17 protein-coding genes and 1 tRNA gene are annotated in these 16,225 nt (G+C 70.8%); 9 read left to right on the forward strand and 9 right to left on the reverse strand.

What is annotated here, in order from left to right:
• Window positions 1–589: 589 nt before the first annotated feature.
• From DT019_RS28090 to DT019_RS28100, 3 genes are all read right to left on the reverse strand, one after another.
• A tRNA-Pro gene (locus DT019_RS28090) sits at window positions 590–663 on the reverse strand.
• A gap of 29 nt (window positions 664–692) precedes the next feature.
• A complete protein-coding gene (locus DT019_RS28095) occupies window positions 693–1,445 on the reverse strand; it encodes a Pr6Pr family membrane protein (RefSeq protein WP_114039732.1) in 753 nt (250 codons plus the stop codon).
• Window positions 1,446–1,604: 159 nt separating this feature from the next.
• Window positions 1,605–2,534, reverse strand: a complete 930-nt coding sequence (locus tag DT019_RS28100) for a metallophosphoesterase (RefSeq protein ID WP_114039733.1) — start codon at window positions 2,532–2,534, stop codon at window positions 1,605–1,607.
• A gap of 76 nt (window positions 2,535–2,610) precedes the next feature.
• Between DT019_RS28100 and DT019_RS28105 the strand changes: the two genes are divergently transcribed.
• Window positions 2,611–3,075: a GatB/YqeY domain-containing protein gene (locus DT019_RS28105; protein ID WP_114039734.1), complete on the forward strand. Its 465-nt coding sequence runs from the start codon at window positions 2,611–2,613 to the stop codon at window positions 3,073–3,075.
• A gap of 247 nt (window positions 3,076–3,322) precedes the next feature.
• On the opposite strand, the gene DT019_RS28110 is transcribed toward DT019_RS28105, so the two are convergent.
• Window positions 3,323–5,587: a transglycosylase domain-containing protein gene (locus DT019_RS28110; RefSeq protein WP_114039735.1), complete on the reverse strand. Its 2,265-nt coding sequence runs from the start codon at window positions 5,585–5,587 to the stop codon at window positions 3,323–3,325.
• A gap of 415 nt (window positions 5,588–6,002) precedes the next feature.
• Between DT019_RS28110 and DT019_RS28120 the strand changes: the two genes are divergently transcribed.
• Complete coding sequence (locus DT019_RS28120; RefSeq protein WP_189390014.1) at window positions 6,003–6,371, forward strand: WhiB family transcriptional regulator; 369 nt, start codon at window positions 6,003–6,005, stop codon at window positions 6,369–6,371.
• A gap of 13 nt (window positions 6,372–6,384) precedes the next feature.
• Here the strand turns inward: DT019_RS28120 and DT019_RS28125 are convergent, their stop codons facing one another.
• Together DT019_RS28125 and DT019_RS28130 are read right to left on the reverse strand one after the other, a co-directional pair.
• Entirely contained in the window at window positions 6,385–7,788 is a 1,404-nt protein-coding gene (locus DT019_RS28125) for an ArsA family ATPase (RefSeq protein WP_114039737.1), read from the reverse strand.
• Window positions 7,785–8,747, reverse strand: coding sequence for an ArsA family ATPase (locus tag DT019_RS28130; RefSeq protein WP_114039738.1), 963 nt, complete (start codon window positions 8,745–8,747; stop codon window positions 7,785–7,787). Before DT019_RS28130 ends, DT019_RS28125 begins: the two co-directional genes overlap by 4 nt.
• A 96-nt stretch (window positions 8,748–8,843) precedes the next feature.
• Between DT019_RS28130 and DT019_RS28135 the strand changes: the two genes are divergently transcribed.
• The 5 genes from DT019_RS28135 to DT019_RS28150 all read left to right on the forward strand — a co-directional run bounded on the left by DT019_RS28135 (window position 8,844) and on the right by DT019_RS28150 (window position 11,713).
• Entirely contained in the window at window positions 8,844–9,005 is a 162-nt protein-coding gene (locus DT019_RS28135; RefSeq protein WP_003975360.1) for a DUF4177 domain-containing protein, read from the forward strand.
• Complete coding sequence (locus DT019_RS28140; protein ID WP_114039739.1) at window positions 9,002–9,469, forward strand: RidA family protein; 468 nt, start codon at window positions 9,002–9,004, stop codon at window positions 9,467–9,469. Before DT019_RS28135 ends, DT019_RS28140 begins: the two co-directional genes overlap by 4 nt.
• Before the next feature lie 401 nt (window positions 9,470–9,870).
• Window positions 9,871–10,755 (forward strand): NUDIX hydrolase, encoded by an 885-nt coding sequence (locus tag DT019_RS28145; RefSeq protein WP_114039740.1) that lies wholly within the window; start codon window positions 9,871–9,873, stop codon window positions 10,753–10,755.
• The gene (locus DT019_RS40780) at window positions 10,752–10,886 is read left to right on the forward strand and encodes a hypothetical protein (protein WP_262985343.1); all 135 of its coding nucleotides are present in this window, start codon (window positions 10,752–10,754) and stop codon (window positions 10,884–10,886) included. The genes DT019_RS28145 and DT019_RS40780 overlap by 4 nt, the downstream gene beginning before the upstream one ends.
• Window positions 10,883–11,713, forward strand: coding sequence for an MBL fold metallo-hydrolase (locus tag DT019_RS28150; protein ID WP_114039741.1), 831 nt, complete (start codon window positions 10,883–10,885; stop codon window positions 11,711–11,713). Before DT019_RS40780 ends, DT019_RS28150 begins: the two co-directional genes overlap by 4 nt.
• A 126-nt stretch (window positions 11,714–11,839) precedes the next feature.
• Here the strand turns inward: DT019_RS28150 and DT019_RS28155 are convergent, their stop codons facing one another.
• From DT019_RS28155 to DT019_RS39810, 3 genes are all read right to left on the reverse strand, one after another.
• On the reverse strand, window positions 11,840–12,631 hold the full coding sequence (locus DT019_RS28155; RefSeq protein WP_114039742.1) for a nucleotidyltransferase domain-containing protein: 792 nt from the start codon (window positions 12,629–12,631) through the stop codon (window positions 11,840–11,842).
• Between the two features lie 265 nt (window positions 12,632–12,896).
• The gene (locus DT019_RS28160; RefSeq protein ID WP_017947815.1) at window positions 12,897–13,571 is read right to left on the reverse strand and encodes a Crp/Fnr family transcriptional regulator; all 675 of its coding nucleotides are present in this window, start codon (window positions 13,569–13,571) and stop codon (window positions 12,897–12,899) included.
• A gap of 169 nt (window positions 13,572–13,740) precedes the next feature.
• Window positions 13,741–14,334, reverse strand: a complete 594-nt coding sequence (locus tag DT019_RS39810; protein WP_189389997.1) for a hypothetical protein — start codon at window positions 14,332–14,334, stop codon at window positions 13,741–13,743.
• Between DT019_RS39810 and nth the strand changes: the two genes are divergently transcribed.
• Complete coding sequence (gene nth / locus DT019_RS28170) at window positions 14,282–15,115, forward strand: endonuclease III (protein ID WP_223279805.1); 834 nt, start codon at window positions 14,282–14,284, stop codon at window positions 15,113–15,115. The genes DT019_RS39810 and nth overlap by 53 nt on opposite strands.
• A 427-nt stretch (window positions 15,116–15,542) precedes the next feature.
• Window positions 15,543–16,220 carry an NUDIX hydrolase gene (locus DT019_RS28175; RefSeq protein WP_114039831.1) on the forward strand — a complete coding sequence of 226 codons (678 nt, stop codon included), beginning with the start codon at window positions 15,543–15,545 and terminating at the stop codon, window positions 16,218–16,220.
• The last annotated feature ends 5 nt before the right edge of the window (window positions 16,221–16,225 follow it).

Genomic DNA, 16,225 nt, shown 5'->3' on the forward strand with positions numbered 1-16,225 from the left:
GGACCCGGTGCCGGAGCCTCTACGGCGGGGGCGACTGATGACAGGATCGCGACGTAACAGCGCATCAACCGGGGTGCCGCCCGCAGGGGCGGCCGGCTCAGCGCTCGACGAGACAGCTCATGATGCCGCATGTTCTCGCAAGGCTTCCGAGGAGCCGCGAGGCGGTGGCGACTTCTCGCCGCACGAGGCCGAGCAACCGTGCGCCCGTCCCCCTCCGGACGGCCGCCGCACGACCCCGGCCGCACCTCGATCCGTGCCCCACGGACACGGATCGACACCGACCGTATGGTTCGGCACCGGTCCCAACAGGGGAGGGACTGGCGCCGAACCAAACGGTCGAGGGTCCGGATGCGCCCGTGGGGCGCGGGCCCACCCGCGAGCGCTTCCGCCATGCTGGGAGCCGGGGGTTGGATCGCGATCCGGGGCTCGGGCACCTCGCCCCTCAACGGAGTGGGCAGCCCTTCTTCACCCAAGTGGTTCGCGCACGCTGCCGCCTCGGCGGCGTGCGCCGCACGGACTGGCGCGCACGCAGAAACAGGTGAGGGCGCCTACGGTTTCCTGTAGACGCCCTCACCTGCTGTTTCGGCTGTCGGGGTGGCGGGATTTGAACCCACGACCTCTTCGTCCCGAACGAAGCGCGCTGCCAAGCTGCGCTACACCCCGATTGTCTCCGCTTGTCGCGGCGACGTCGTTTACTTTAGCCCACTGGCGGCCGGAGACGAAATCCGGTTTTCGGGGCCGCGCAGGTAGGGGAGGACGCGGTCCAGGCCCACGATCGCCAGGGCCAGCGCGTAGAAGGCCAGGCCGAGGACGACCGCGTTGCCCAGGACGCCCGCGTAGCCGTGCTGGTCGACGTCCAGGAAGGGGTACGGGTAGCGGGCCGGGCTGCCGGGGTGCAGCAGGGCGCCCCTGGTCAGGGCGAACGCGAAGTACGCCAGGGGGTACAGGAGCCATTGGGCCGCGTGGCGCGGGCGCAGGCCGCCGGGGCGGGTCAGGAGCAGCCAGTCCAGGGCCGCGCCGAGCGGTGTGACGGTGTGCAGGAGCTGGTTCGACACCGTGCGCCAGCCGGTGACGGTCACCGTCTGGTCGTCGGTCATCGAGAACCCGCTCGCGCTGTTCGCCAGGATCAGGTGGTACACCAGGCCGGTGATCGCGATGTAGAGGAGTGCGCCGCCGGTGACGCGGGCGGGGAGCGGTGGGCCACCCCTGACGGCGCGTACCGCCGACCAGCCGAAGGCGATCGCGATCAGCACGTTCGACTGGATCGTGAAGTAGCTCAGGACGCGGCCCGGGCTGCCCACGGCCAGGTCGATCACGATCCCCGCGACTGCCGCCGCGCAGATCAGCGCCCGGAAGGCGGCGGCGTACGGGCGGCGGGGCGCGGGAGGCAGGACGACGGAGGCCGGGACGTCGGACAGACGGGGGGAAATCTGGTCGTACCGCATCACTTCACGGTAGGGGGTTCCCCTTGTCGCCGCAGGGCCCGGGGGCGTTGGCCCTCGCGCTGCTCGTTGCGGAGGGCCGAGACCTCTCAGCGCCGCTGGCCACTGCCGTCCCCAGGGTGAGTTCTCTCGGTCGTGCCGCGAGCCCCGGGGCCGAGCGGCTCAGCCCCTCCGCTCCACCAGCGTCAGGAGCGTTGCCTCCGGGGGGCAGGCGAAGCGGAAGGGTGTGTAGCGGTTGGCGCCGCAGCCCGCTGAGACGTGGAGGTAGGCGCGGCGGCCCTCGGCGGAGTGGGTGGACAGGCCCTTCACACGGTCCGTGTCCAGGTCGCAATTGGTGACCAGGGCTCCGTAGAAGGGGATGCACAGCTGGCCGCCGTGGGTGTGTCCGGCCAGGATCAGCGGATAGCCGTCCGCCGTGAAGGCCTCCAGCGTGCGCAGGTACGGGGCGTGCACCACCGCGATCGACACGTCGGCGTCCGCCTCCGGGCCGCCCGCCACTTGCGCGTACCGGTCGCGCTTGATGTGCGGGTCGTCCAGGCCGGTGAAGGCCAGCTCAAGGCCTTCGAGCTTGAGGCGGCCCCGGGTGTTGCTCAGATTCACCCAGCCCGCCGTGTCGAACGCGTCCCGCAGGTCCTCCCACGGGTTGTGGATGACCCCGACGGCCGGCGCGTTCCCGTTGAGGCCGTGGCGGCCCTGGGCCTTCTCGAACAGGTACCGGGCGGGATTGCGCAGCTTCGGGCCGTAGTAGTCGTTGGAGCCGAAGACGTACACCCCGGGGAACTCCATCAGCGGCCCCAGCGCGTCGAGCACCTCTGGGACGCCCTCCGGGTCGGACAGGTTGTCGCCCGTGTTCACCACGAAGTCGGGGCGCAAGCCCGCCAGCGATTGGAGCCACGCCCGCTTCTTGCGCTGGCCGCTCACCATGTGGATGTCCGAGACCTGGAGCACGCGCAGCGGGCGGACCCCGGGAGGCAGCACGGGCACCGTCACCCGCCGCAGCCGGAACGATCTGGCCTCGAACCCGGCCGCGTAGGCGAGACCGGCGGCCCCGACCGCCGTGACACCCAAGGGAATTCCGTATCGCGCGCGCATAAGTCCATCGTCGCAGACGCCGACGGTGGCAGAAATCGGCGGGCGGGTACGGCGGGGCACCTGACACACTGGGGTCATGACCACGCTCAAGGCCCGACTCAAGGACGACCTCACCACCGCCATGAAGGCGCGCGACGAGCTGCGCTCGTCCACGCTCCGGCTGACCCTCACCGCCGTCGCCAAGGAAGAGGTCGCCGGTACGGCCGCGCGTGAGCTCTCCGACGACGAGGTCCTCAAGGTGATCGCCAAGGAGGCCAAGAAGCGCCGCGAGGCGGCCGAGGCCTTCGAGAAGGGCGGCCGCGCCGAGTCCGCCGCGCGCGAGCTGGCCGAGGGCGAGATCCTCGACGCGTACCTGCCCAAGCAGCTCTCCGACGACGAGCTCGGCGCGATCGTCGCCGCCGCCGTCGAGGAGGCGAAGGCGGCCGGTGCCGAGGGGCCGCGCGCCATGGGCGCCGTCATGAAGATCGTGAACCCGAAGGTGGCGGGCCTCGCCGACGGCGGCCGCGTCGCCGCCGCCGTGAAGAAGCTCCTGGTGGGCTGAGGCCCCAAGGCCCGGGGAGGCCTCACTCTCCGGGCGACGCCTCCTCGCAGGAGCCGACACCATCTCGCAGGGGCCTACGCTCCACAGCACGGCCGCGCTGAAGCACGTGAAGCACGTGAAGCACGTGAAAGGGGCGCCCCGGGAAGTGCATCCCGGGGCGCCCCTTCATATGTGCAACGTCCTGTACGCAACGTCTTACGTAGCGTCCCGTACGCAACGTCCTGTGCGTAACGCGGCCGCCTGGGCGCTACTGCGGCCAGCCGCCCGTGTCGCCGCCGATCACGCCCGGCGGGAAGGAGATGCCGGGGAACGGCTGGCCGCCCTGGTTCGGGGGCTTGTTGTCGCCGCCCGGCTTCGGCTTGTGCTTGCCCTTGTTCTTGCTCTTGTCGTTGTTGTTGCCCGGCGAGCCGGTCGCCGGGTCGCCGGCCGGCTTCTGGCCGGTGTCGGGGATGTTGGTACCGGCGAACGGCGCCGAACTCTGGCCCTGGAGCGCGCCCGTCATCGCGTCGCGCCAGATGGGGCCGGGGACCTGGCCGCCGTACACCTGGTCGTAGGTCTGGCCGCCGATGGTGATGTTGTTCATCTCGACGCGCTGGGACGGGCTGCCGACCCAGACGGCGGCGGACAGGTTCGAGGTGTAGCCGACGAACCAGGCGTTCTTGCGGGCGTCGGTGGTACCCGTCTTGCCCGCGTTGTCCCGGTCCTTGAGCCCGGCCTCCTGACCGGTACCGGAGTCGACCACGCCGCGCAGCAGGCTGTTGATGCTGTCCGCGGTGTTCTGCGACATCGCCTGCGAGCAGGACGACTTGGGCACCGGCAGCGACCTGCCGTCCGCCTTCTTGATCGACTCGATGGCGATCGGCGTGCAGTACGTGCCCCGGTTGGCGAAGGCCGCGTACGCCGAGGCCATCGTCAGCGGCGACATGCCCGTGGAGCCGAGGGTCAGTGCGGAGGGCACCATCGGCAGCTTCTCGCCGTTGCCCTGGAGCACGTGCAGCTTGTCGGTCATCTGCGAGACCGGGCACATGCCGATGTCGCCGAGCATCTGCACGAAGTACGTGTTGACCGACTTGGCCATCGCGTCCTTCAGCGAGAACGGCCCGACCTCGGACTCGTTCTCGTTCTCCAGGTGGTACGGGTTGGGCTTGCCGTCGTTGACCCACGGCTTGCCGGTGCAGGTCTGGACGGACGCCGGATAGTCCATCTCGTACGGGGAGGGGTACTGCTGCGTCGGCGGCTTGCCACCCTCGATCGCGGCCGCGGCCAGGAACGGCTTGAAGGTCGAGCCGACCGGGAAGCCGTAATTGGAGCCGCCCATCTGGCGGTTGACCGAGAAGTTGATCTGCGTCTCGTTGTCCCCGAAGCCGTACGGCTTGGACTGGCCCATCGCGAGGACCTTGCCGCTGCCGGGCTGGACCAGGGTGACCGCCGTGGCCACGCTGTCCTTCTGGTAGACGTGGTTCTTGATCGACTCCTGGGTCGACTTCTGCGCCTGCGGGTCGAGCGTGGTCTGGACGGTGAGCCCGCCCTGGTTCCAGAGCTTGGCCCGCTCCTCCTTGGTCTTGCCGAAGACCGGGTCGGAGAGGAACACCTCGCGTACGTAGTCGCAGAAGAAGCCCGCGCCGTCGACGGCGGTGATGCAGCCGTTCTTCGGCTTGCTCACGTTCAGCTTGATCGGCGCTTCCTTGGCCCTGTCGGCCTCGGCCTGCGAGACGTCCTTCATGTCGACCATGCGCTGGAGCACCGTGTTGCGGCGCTTCTTGGCCTCCTGCGCGTCGTTGACCGGGTCGTACCGGCTGGGCGACTGCACGATTCCGGCGAGCATCGCCGACTCGTCCAGGGTGAGGTCCTTGGCCGACTTGGAGAAGTAGCGCTTGGCGGCGGCCTCGATGCCGTACGCCTGCTGCCCGAAGAACGTGATGTTGAGGTAGTTCTCCAGGATCTTCTTCTTGCCGAGCTCCTCCTCGACCTGGATCGCGTACTTCAGCTCCTTGACCTTGCGGCCGATCGTCTGCTGGGTGGCCTCGGCGACCTTGTCGGGGTCGTCACCGGCCTCCTCGACGAAGACGTTCTTCACGTACTGCTGGGTGAGCGTGGACGCGCCCTGGGCCACGCCGCCGCTCGTCGCGTTCTTGTTCATGGCGCGCAGGACGCCCTTGAGGTCGATCGCGCCGTGCTCGTAGAAGCGCGAGTCCTCGATCGCGACGATCGCCTTCTGCATGTACGGGGAGATGTCCGCGAGCGATACGACGGTGCGGTCGCGGGAGTAGACCTGGGCGATCGTGCCGCCCTTGCTGTCCAGGATCGTCGTGCGCTGGCTCAGCGGCGGCGTCTTCAGATTGGCCGGGATCTCGTCGAACCCCTCAACCGTGCCCTTGGCCGCGAGCCCCAGCGCGCCGGCCGCCGGAAGGGCGATCCCCGCGAGCACGGCCCCCGCCAACGCACTCACGCCGAGGAACTTGGCCGCCTGCTGGGTCCCGGTCAGGCCTCCGCCCGATCGCTTCTTTGCCATGGGGGCAGCCTACGTTCTCAATCGCCGGACACAGGTGAAGGCTCTGGCCTAAGCTGCTCTCAACTGTCACAGCAGTGCGGTTCCGTTTCAAGCCCCCGGCCCTGCGCGGGAGTGTTCCGCCGTCCCCGAATCCGGCGGGAATCAACCCGGTTGGTGTCCGATTGCGCCTCATGCGTCGTCCGGCGTCCGTTGTGACTCAGCTGATTCGTCCCGTTATTCCGGATTCATCACGCATGTCCTCGGCTCACTCCGTTGGGTGATCTGCCGCGTACGCATAGTCCGTTCGGACCATTCAAGATTGGGCCCGACGGGGGTGTTGCGCTGTGCCCACCTTCCGTAACGTCCTCAACTGGCAGCGGTGAATATGCCGCTGCCGCCGTGGGGGAGCCTCGATTCGGGAGAGGACGGCGCCGGCATGGGCTGGGTAACCGACTGGAGTGCGCAGGCAGCCTGCCGCACTACCGATCCGGACGAACTGTTTGTACAGGGTGCAGCGCAGAACAGGGCCAAGGCGGTGTGCACCGGTTGCCCGGTGCGGACCGAGTGCCTGGCCGATGCGCTCGACAATCGCGTCGAGTTCGGCGTGTGGGGCGGAATGACGGAACGGGAGCGGCGCGCACTCCTGCGCAGGCGCCCCACCGTCACCTCCTGGCACCGCCTTCTGGAAACAGCGCGCACCGAATATGAGCGCAGCACGGGAATCCTGCCCGTGTGCGCGGAGGAGGAGTCGGAGTACGACTACCGGCATTCCTTCGGAGACGAGGCGTACGCGGCAGCGGGCTGACGAGGTCGGAGGATCAGGCAGCTCCGGCCGGGGCACCACCGGCCGCGAGCCGGTCCCCGATGGTCCGCAGTCCTGCGAGATCGTGCACATCACCGGGCAGGGCGGCCACTTCGGCGACCGCCACCTCGGGATGGAGCGCGGTGAAGCGGTCGCGCGTCCGCTGTTCACGCGCGAGCACCTGCATCCGCTCGGCGTGCAGCCGCAGGAGCCCGGCGGTCAACCGCTCCACGGAATCCTGGGAATCCTGGGCCGAGCCCCCATCGGCTCCGCGGGCATCGTCCGCCGTACGGGAACGGGCCGGTGACTCGGCTGAGCCGACACCGGGTTCGGCGCCAGCGCCGGGAGAGGAATCGCTGGGGCCACGATCCCCAGCCTTCCCGGCCTCCTGATCCACAATGCGACGGTCGTCAAGATTTTCCGCACGATGGTCCGGATCCTCCTCCGCGTGATCCGGAAGGTCCGGGGCCTCCGGCAGGTCCGGCAGCTCCTCAAGGCTCTCCGCCGCCGCGAGGGCGCGCTCGGCCGAGAGGCGGGCGGCCGCACTGCCGTGCACACGGTTGAGTACGAGACCGGCCAGCGGCATGTCGTCGGCGGCGAGGCGCTCCACGAAGTACGCCGCCTCGCGCAGCGCGTCCCGTTCCGGCGCTGCGACGACGAGGAACGCGGTGCCCGGCGCCTGAAGCAGCCGGTAAGTGGCGTCCGCCCTGGTCCGGAACCCGCCGAACATCGTGTCCATGGCCGCCACGAAGGTCTGCACGTCGTGCAGGAAGGGGCCGCCGAGCAGCTTGCCCAGGGTTCCCGTCATCATCGACATGCCGACATTGAGGAACTTCATCCCGGCCCGGCCGCCCATCTTCGCGGGCGCCATGAGCAGCTTGATGAACTTGCCGTCGAGGAACGACCCCAGGCGCTTGGGCGCGTCCAGGAAGTCGAGCGCGGAGCGCGAGGGCGGGGTGTCGACCACGATCAGGTCCCATTCGTCCCTGGCCCGCAGCTGCCCCAGCTTCTCCATCGCCATGTACTCCTGCGTGCCCGCGAAACCGGCCGACAGGGACTGGTAGAACGGGTTCGTCAGGATCGCCTTCGCCCGGTCCGGATCCGCGTGCGCCTCGACGATCTCGTCGAAGGTCCGCTTCATGTCGAGCATCATCGCGTGCAGTTCGCCGTCGCCCCGGACCTCCTTGACCCGGCGCGGGGTGTTGTCCAGCGAGTCGATCCCCATCGACTGGGCCAGCCTGCGGGCCGGGTCGATGGTGAGCACCACGACCTTCCGGCCGCGCTCGGCGGCCCGAACTCCCAAGGCGGCGGCGGTGGTTGTCTTGCCCACCCCGCCCGATCCGCAGCACACGATGATGCGGGTGCCCGGATCGTCAAGCAGCGGATCGATCGCCAGCGGCTCGGCCGCGTCCAAAGTCACTCACCCACCCCGAGCTTGCGCAGTTCCGAGGCCAAGCGGTAGAGCCCGGCCAGATCCATTCCCTCGCCGACCAGCGGAAGCTCGTACGTCGGCAGCCCCAACTCGGCCAGCACCGACCGCTGTTCGCGCTCCAGCTCCACCCGCTCCGCGTGCTCGGCTGCCTGCTCCAGGAGCGGTGTCACCAGCTTCGCCGAGCCGGTCACTCCGGCGCGCGTCAGCGCCTTGGCGACCTCCTTGCGCCGGTCGCCCGTGACCCCGCGCACCGCCGCCCCGTCCAGGACGTGCGGCCGGACCATGTTCACGATGACCTTGCCCGTAGGCAGCTCCGCGCCCCGCAGCTCGGCGATCCCGTCCACGGTCTCCTGCACGGGCATCTCTTCAAGCAGGGTCACCAAGTGCACCGCCGTCTCGGGGGACTTGAGGACCCGCATGACGGCCTGCGCCTGATTGTGTATCGGCCCGATCTTCGCGAGCCCGGCCACCTCGTCGTTCACGTTGAGGAAGCGGGTGATGCGCCCGGTGGGCGGCGCGTCCATCACGACGTAGTCGTACGCGTACCCACCCTGCTTGTTCTTACGGCGCACCGCCTCGCAGGCCTTGCCGGTCAGGAGCACGTCGCGCACGCCCGGCGCGATGGTGGTGGCGAAGTCGATCGCGCCGAGCTTCTTCAGGGCCCGCCCCGCGCCGCCCAGCTTGTAGAACATCTGGAGGTAGTCGAGCAGGGCCCGCTCGGCGTCGATGGCCAGCGCGTACACCTCCCCGCCGCCGGGCGCGACCGCGATCTTGCGCTCCTCGTACGGAAAGGCCTCCGTCTCGAAGAGCTGCGCGATGCCCTGTCTGCCCTCGACCTCGACGAGGAGCGTGCGCCTGCCCTCCGTCGCGAGGGCGAGCGCGAGTGCTGCGGCGACCGTGGTCTTGCCGGTACCGCCCTTGCCGCTGACGACCTGGAGCCTGCTCACACCTTCGAGCCTAACCAGTCCGCCCACGGCTCACGCATGTGGTCCGCGTAAGGCGCCCGCGAGAGCGGGCGTCGGCCAGCGGCTACAGTCGGGCCCATGACCAAGTGGGAATACGCGACCGTGCCCCTTCTCGTGCACGCGACCAAGCAGATTCTGGACACCTGGGGCGAGGACGGCTGGGAGCTGGTCCAGGTCGTCCCCGGGCCGAACAACCCCGAGCAGCTGGTGGCCTACCTGAAGCGGGAGAAGCAGGCATGAGCGCCGTCGAGGACAAGCTGGCCGAACTGGGCCTGACCCTTCCGTCGGTCGTCCCGCCCCTGGCCGCCTACCAGCCCGCCGTGCAGTCCGGGGTGTACGTGTACACCGCCGGCCAGCTCCCCATGGTGGAGGGCAAGCTGCCCGTCACCGGCAAGGTCGGCGGCGAGGTGACCCCGGCGGAGGCCAAGGAACTGGCCGCCACCTGTGCCCTCAACGCGCTCGCCGCGGTCAAGTCCGTCGCGGGCGACCTGGACCGCATCGCGCGCGTCGTGAAGGTCGTCGGCTTCGTGGCCTCCGCCCCCGACTTCACCGGCCAGCCCGGCGTCATCAACGGCGCCAGCGAACTCCTCGGCGCCGTCCTCGGCGACAAGGGAGTCCACGCCCGCAGCGCGGTGGGCGTCGCGGTACTGCCCCTGGACGCCCCGGTCGAGGTCGAGATCCAGGTGGAGCTCGTCGAGGCCTGAGGTGGTTGAGGCCTGAGGTGGTTGAGGCCTGAGGTGTGTGAGGTGTGAGGCCAGGCCCGGGTGTGGGTCGGCCTTGCGCTGGATCGCTGATCGCTGATCGCTGACGGCTGGCCTGTGACGGTTGGTTGCTGGTTGCTGGTTGCTGGTCGGTGGTTGTGGCGGGTGGCCGGTCGCGGTCGGCTGGTGGCCGCTGGTTGTTGACCGGTCGGTGGCTGGTGGTTGATATCTGTCGGCTGACATCTGACGCGTGTCGGTCGGCAGATGTCAGCCGACAGATGTGGGTCGGCGGGTGGCCGCTGTCGGATGACAGATGCCGCTGTCTGTTCGGCTGTGTGTGTCAAAGGGATGTCACCTACACGGACCCCCTCGAACATCCGCACGCCACCCCGTAGCATCCGCCCATGCCCAATGGTCAGTGGTACCCGCCGGAGTGGCCGGACCGCATCCGCGCCCTAGCCGCAGGCGAGCTCATCGCGGTCGAGCCGCGGCGGGCCGCGACCGTGATGCTGCTCCGGGACGGGGCGGTCGGCACGGACACCGGCCCCACCGTGCACATGCTGCGCCGACGCGCCTCCATGGCCTTCGCCGGGGGCGCGTACGCATACCCGGGCGGCGGCGTGGACCCCCGCGACGCCGAGGACGACCGGCTCGGCTGGGCCGGACCGTCCCGCGAGACCTGGGCCGAACGCCTCGGCACGGACCCCGCCTCCGCCCAGGCCATCGTCTGCGCCGCGGTGCGCGAGACCTACGAGGAGGCGGGCGTCCTCCTCGCGGGCCCCGACGCCGCCACTGTCGTCGGCGACACCACCGGCGACGACTGGGAGGCCGACCGCCAGGCGCTGGTGACCCGCGCCCTGAGCTTCGCCGAGTTCCTGGAGCGGCGCGGCCTGGTGCTCCGCTCCGATCTGCTCGGTGCCTGGGCGCGCTGGATCACCCCGGAATTCGAGCCCAGGCGCTACGACACCTGGTTCTTCGTCGCCGCGCTCCCCGAGGGCCAGGTCACCCGGAACGCCTCGACCGAGGCCGACCGCACCGTCTGGATCCGCCCCGCCGAAGCCGCCGCCGGCTACGACAAGGGCGAGCTCCTGATGATGCCGCCGACCATCTCCACCCTGCGTGACCTCCTTCCGTACGCCACTGCCGCCGATGCCCTCGCGGCCGCCGCCGACCGCGATCTGACCCCCGTACTCGCCCGGGCCCACCTGACCGAGAGCGGGGAACTCGTCCTGAGCTGGCCGGGCCACGACGAGTTCACCAAGCACATCCCGGCAGAGGACCGACCGTGACGAACCCTGCCGCCACCCTCATCGGCCTCGCTCGGGACGGCCTCGCGAGGCGCGGTCGCCGCACCCTGGCCCGTTCCGCGAGGCTTGCCCAGGTGACCACCGACTTCGTCACCCCTGGAGGTGCCGTATGAGTGATGCCGCCGCTCTTCCCGGGCAGCCGCGGGGCGGGGTCCTTTCGGGCCCGGCGACCGACCGCGCGACCAACGTCCTCGCGCCCAACGCCTCCGCGATGACCCTGGACGGCACCAACACCTGGATCGTCGCCGAGCCCGACTCCGACCTGGCCGTCGTCATCGACCCCGGGCCGCTCGACGACGCGCACCTCACTCGCGTCATCGCGATGGCCGAGAAGGCGGGAAAGCGGGTCGCGCTGACGCTGCTCACCCACGGGCACCCCGACCACGCCGAGGGTGCGGCCCGCTTCGCGGAGCTGACCCGTACCCCCGTGCGTGCCCTGGATCCGGCCCTGCGCCTGGGGGACGAGGGCCTCGCCGCGGGCGACGTCATCACCACCGGCGGCCTGGAGATGAGGGTGGTGCCCACCCCGGGCCACACCGCGGACTCCCTCTGCTTCCATCTGCCCGCCGACCGGGCCGTCCTGACGGGGGACACGGTCCTGGGGCGCGGCACGACCGTCGTGGCTCATCCCGACGGCCGCCTGGGCGACTATCTCGACTCCCTTCGCAGGCTGCGTTCGCTGACGGTCGACGACGGCGTGCACACCGTCCTGCCGGGGCACGGCCCGGTGCTCGACGACGCGCAGGGCGCCGTCGAGTTCTATCTGGCCCACCGCGCCCACAGGCTCGCCCAGGTGGAGACGGCGGTGGAGAACGGCCACCTCACGGCGGCGGATGTGGTGGCCCTGGTCTACTCGGACGTCGACCGGTCGCTGTGGCCGGCCGCCGAGCTGTCGGTGCGCGCGCAGCTCGAGTATCTGCGCGAGCACGGCCTCATCTGACGGCCCCGGCCCTGGCCCGGGCTCGGTCCGGCGTCAGGGCTCGGCTTCCTGCGGGGAGGGCGGGCCGGGCCCTTCCCCGCGGTGTGAACTCGGCGTCCCGTAGAGGAGAGTCGGGTGAGGCGGGTCTCAACTCTCGTACGGACGCGGCGACTTGGCGCCATGGGTCGTGAGGTATTCGGCGGCGAGCCACGGCCCGAGATCTTCGGTGTACATCGTGAGAACGGACCGGTCCGCCACCGGGTTCCCGGCCAGCGCGGCAATTTTTCTCAACTGCTCGGCCCGGTCCGGGTAGTAGCGGCCGAAGACCTCCGCCTGCTCCGCCAGATCGCTGGTCCAGTCGCCGTGGCGTGGCATGACGAGCGTGAACGCGGTCCGCACGATCTTGCGCGAGGCGCCGCGCACGAGCGACCGGAGCTGTGCGTCGTCGCTGGCCTCGGCCGCCTGCCGACGCCAGCGTGCCAGGGCGTCGCCGAGGTCGCCGTTGGTCTCCCGGGCGAGCAGCGAGGTCGGCCGGTAGCGCGGCAGGTGATCGGCGAGATCGTCCCCGAGCAGCGGGGTGCACAGACACGCCACGAACCAGCCGAGGTCGTGCCGCTCCAGCTCGCTCAGCAGCACGCTCCGGCCGAACAGCAGCATTCCGACGCCGTCGATCACCTCGAACCCCGCGTCCAGTTCCGCCGCGACAGCCCGCGCCTCCGCCCGGTCGGCCGGGGTGGGCTCCTCGTGCAGCGCGAGCAGCACATCCAGGTCGGACCGGCCGGGACGGGCGGTGCCGCGCGGCACGGACCCGTACAGGTACGCGCTGTGCAGGCGCGCGCCGAAATGGCGCTCCACCTGGTCGCGGAGGGCGGCGACGACGGGCTTGAACTCCGGTTGCAGCAGCCCGAGCGACCCCTCGCGCTCGATGTATCGGTCCATCAGGTGTCCTCGGGGTTCATCCGGTGTCTTGTCCCGTCCTGCCCGGCGCGCGAGAGGGCGGGGCGGGACTTGTCCGGGCACGGCCCCGTCGACATGCCTGTCGGCGGGCCTCATCGGCAGACCTCATCGATAGGCCTCCTCTGCAGGCCCCGTCGACACGCCCATCCGCATGCTCCATAGAGATCGGCCCATGCGTGAGGGGCCGGTCTCGCGTGGACCGGCCCCTCAGGCGCTGGGGCGGGGCAACCGCCGCGAGCGGCGTCGCTCAGCGCGAGCGCTTCGCCAGGCGCTCCACGTCCAGCAGGATGACCGCACGGGCCTCCAGGCGCAGCCAGCCGCGCTGGGCGAAGTCGGCGAGCGCCTTGTTGACCGTCTCGCGGGAGGCGCCGACCAGCTGGGCCAGCTCTTCCTGCGTCAGGTCGTGCACGACGTGGATGCCCTCCTCGGACTGCACGCCGAAGCGGCGCGACAGGTCGAGGAGCGCGCGGGCGACACGGCCCGGAACGTCGGAGAAGACCAGGTCGGACATCTGGTCGTTGGTCTTGCGCAGGCGGCGGGCGACGGCGCGCAGCAGGGCCGTGGCCACCTCGGGGCGGGCGTTCAGCCAGGGCTGAAGGTCGCCGTGGCCCAGGCCGAGCAGCTTGACCTCGGTCAGCGCGGTCGCGGTGGCGGTGCGCGGGCCCGGGTCGAAGAGGGACAGCTCGCCGATGAGCTCGCCGGGGCCGAGGACCGCCAGCATGTTCTCCCGGCCGTCGGGTGAGGTGCGGTGCAGCTTCACCTTGCCCTCGGTGACCACGTAGAGGCGGTCGCCGGGGTCGCCCTCGTGGAAGAGGGCGTCGCCACGGGCGAGCGTCACCTCACTCATCGAGGCGCGGAGCTCCGCGGCCTGCTCGTCATCGAGCGCCGCGAAGAGCGGGGCGCGCCGCAGAACGTCGTCCACGAATCTCTCCTTGTCGACCGGTATCAGAGGAGCGTGCTCCCCATTTTGCCGGACGGTCTACACAGTGCGATCAATCACAAGGATGACGTACTGGAGTGCCGGACCGTGAGCCAGGGGGCCGATTGGGGCGCTGATTCGCTGTGGCCGGGGCGGATGTCGGTGCCGGGCTTTAGGCTGGCCGGGTGTCCAATTCGCCGGTGAGAGCGCAGGCCAGGGGGGCTGGAAGAGTGTCCGCAGAGAACGATTCCGCTGTGGGCGAACAGCCCGCGTCCACGGCGAAAGAGCCCGTGAAGAGGGCAGCCAAGCCCGGGAAGCGGGCCGCGGAGCCCGCGAAGAAGGCCGCGCGGGTGAGCGCCGCCGCGGAGGTCGCGGGCAAGCCCGCCACGAAGGGGACGCCCGCGAAGGCCGGGACGAAGACCTCGGCGTCCTCGAAGGCCCCGGCGTCCTCGAAACCCGCGTCTGCGGAGCCCGCCCCCAAGGAGGTCGCCTCCAAGAAGGCGGCGTCTGCGGAGCCCGCCTCCAAGAAGCCCGCGTCTTCGCAGGCAGCCTCCAAGCAGGCCACCTCCAAGAAGGCCGCTTCTTCGAAGGCCGCGTCTGCGGAGCCCGCCGCCAAGAAGCCTGCCTCCAAGAAGGCGGCGTCGACGAAGCCTGCCTCCAAGAAGCCCGAGTCTTCGCAGGCAGCCTCCAAGAAGCCCGCCTCCAAGAAGCCCGTGGCTTCGAAGGCCGCTTCAAAGAAACCCGCGGCCACGGTGGCGGCGCCCAAGGCCGTGGCCGCCAAGCCCGAGTCGCATGTCGCGATGGTGCGCCGGGCGCGCCGGATCAATCGGGAGCTCGCCGAGGTCTATCCGTACGCCCATCCCGAGCTGGACTTCCGCAACCCGTTCGAGTTGCTCCTCGCCACCGTCCTCTCCGCGCAGACCACCGACCTCAGGGTCAACCAGACGACGCCGGCGCTGTTCGCGGCGTACCCGACGGCCGAGGACCTCGCGGCGGCGAACCCCGAGGACGTCGAGGCGATCATCCGCCCCACCGGGTTCTTCCGGGCCAAGACCAAGTCGATCATGGGGATCGCGACCGCCCTCAGGGACGAGTTCAGGGGCGAGGTGCCGGGCCGACTTGAGGACCTGGTCAAGCTTCCCGGGGTCGGCCGTAAGACCGCGAATGTCGTGTTGGGCAACGCTTTTGGGGTACCGGGGATCACGGTCGACACCCACTTCGGCAGGCTGGTGCGCCGTTTCAAGTGGACCGAGCAGGTGGACCCGGAGAAGGTCGAGGCGGAGATCTGCGCGATCTTCCCGAAGAGCGAGTGGACGATGCTCTCGCACCGGGTCGTCTTCCACGGCCGCCGCATCTGCCACGCCCGCAAGCCCGCCTGCGGCGCCTGTCCGATCGCGCCCCTGTGCCCGTCGTACGGCGAGGGCGAGACCGACCCCGAGAAGGCGAGCAAGCTCCTCAAGTACGAGAAGGGCGGCTTCCCGGGCCAGCGGCTGAGTCCGCCGCCGGACTACCCGGGGCGGCCCGCGCCGCCGCTCGGAGCGGGCTGACGTCACCCGGAAGGCGGACGCCGAGGCCGGCCGGAACGAAAGCGACCGGCACAGGCGTTGTGGACGATGAACGACGGGGGTGCAGATGACGCACACGAGCGAGACGTACGACGGTGATCTGAGCGGGATCGAGGGCCTCGGCCGCGTCGGCGGTCCGGCGGGCCGTACCGACGCCGACCGGGGCCGCACCGGCGGCCTGAGCGGTCGCATCGGCGGGCCCGGCCACGCCCCTGCCGCGAACGGCGCCGGAGATCCGGCCCGGCCCGGCACCCCGCGCGGCACAGGCGGCCCCGCCACGGATGCCGGACACCCCGCCACGGACGCCACGGCTGTCCCGGGCGCCGCCACGGCCCGGGTCCCCGGCCACACAGACCCCGCTGCCCCAGCGACCGGCACCGCGAGCAGCGACCACCCCCGACCGGACGGCGTGGGCGCGAGCGAGCTCGTCGTGACCAGTGAAGGGCTGCCCGAGTGGCTGGAGCCGGTCGCCCGGGCCGCCGAAGCGGTCGAGCCCGAGCAGATGAGCCGGTTCCTGCCGCCGGAGAGCGGGGACGGGCGGCAGTCCGCCGTGCTCATCCTTTTCGGCGACGGCCCGCGCGGCCCCGAGCTGCTCCTCATGGAGCGGGCCAGCCAGCTCCGCTCGCACGGCGGCCAGCCCTCCTTCCCGGGCGGCGCCCTCGACCCCGAGGACGGCGACCCGGCCACCACGGGGCCGCTGCGGGCCGCGCTGCGCGAGGCCGAGGAGGAGACCGGGCTCGATCCGGCCGGGGTCCAGCTCTTCGGCGTGCTTCCCCGGCTCTACATCCCGGTCAGCGGCTTCGTCGTGACACCCGTGCTCGGCTGGTGGCGCGAGCCGACGCCGGTGCGGGCGGTCGACAGCGGTGAGACGGCCCGCGTGTTCACGGTGCCCGTGGCGGATCTCACGGACCCGGCCAACCGCGCGACCGCCGTTCACCCGAAGGGCCACGCAGGTCCGGCATTCCTGGTCGAATCGGCGCTGGTCTGGGGCTTCACGGCCGGGGTGATCGACCGGATCATGCACTACGCGGGCTGGGAGCGCCCCTGGGACCGAGCCAAGCGGGTGCCGCTCGACTGGCACGCGTGACAGGC

Source organism: Streptomyces sp. SDr-06 (assembly GCF_003324565.1).
GTDB lineage: Bacteria > Actinomycetota > Actinomycetes > Streptomycetales > Streptomycetaceae > Streptomyces.

Excerpts from the sequence above, each read along its gene's own strand:
- DT019_RS28105 (WP_114039734.1), top strand. The coding sequence starts at position 2,611 with ATGACCACGCTCAAGGCCCGACTCAAGGACGACCTCACCACCGCCATG.
- DT019_RS28145 (WP_114039740.1), top strand. The coding sequence starts at position 9,871 with ATGCCCAATGGTCAGTGGTACCCGCCGGAGTGGCCGGACCGCATCCGC.
- DT019_RS28135 (WP_003975360.1), top strand. The coding sequence starts at position 8,844 with ATGACCAAGTGGGAATACGCGACCGTGCCCCTTCTCGTGCACGCGACC.
- DT019_RS28095 (WP_114039732.1), bottom strand. The coding sequence starts at position 1,445 with ATGCGGTACGACCAGATTTCCCCCCGTCTGTCCGACGTCCCGGCCTCC.
- DT019_RS28110 (WP_114039735.1), bottom strand. The coding sequence starts at position 5,587 with ATGGCAAAGAAGCGATCGGGCGGAGGCCTGACCGGGACCCAGCAGGCG.
- DT019_RS28155 (WP_114039742.1), bottom strand. The coding sequence starts at position 12,631 with ATGGACCGATACATCGAGCGCGAGGGGTCGCTCGGGCTGCTGCAACCG.
- DT019_RS28150 (WP_114039741.1), top strand. The coding sequence starts at position 10,883 with ATGAGTGATGCCGCCGCTCTTCCCGGGCAGCCGCGGGGCGGGGTCCTT.
- DT019_RS28100 (WP_114039733.1), bottom strand. The coding sequence starts at position 2,534 with ATGCGCGCGCGATACGGAATTCCCTTGGGTGTCACGGCGGTCGGGGCC.
- DT019_RS28140 (WP_114039739.1), top strand. The coding sequence starts at position 9,002 with ATGAGCGCCGTCGAGGACAAGCTGGCCGAACTGGGCCTGACCCTTCCG.
- DT019_RS28120 (WP_189390014.1), top strand. The coding sequence starts at position 6,003 with ATGGGCTGGGTAACCGACTGGAGTGCGCAGGCAGCCTGCCGCACTACC.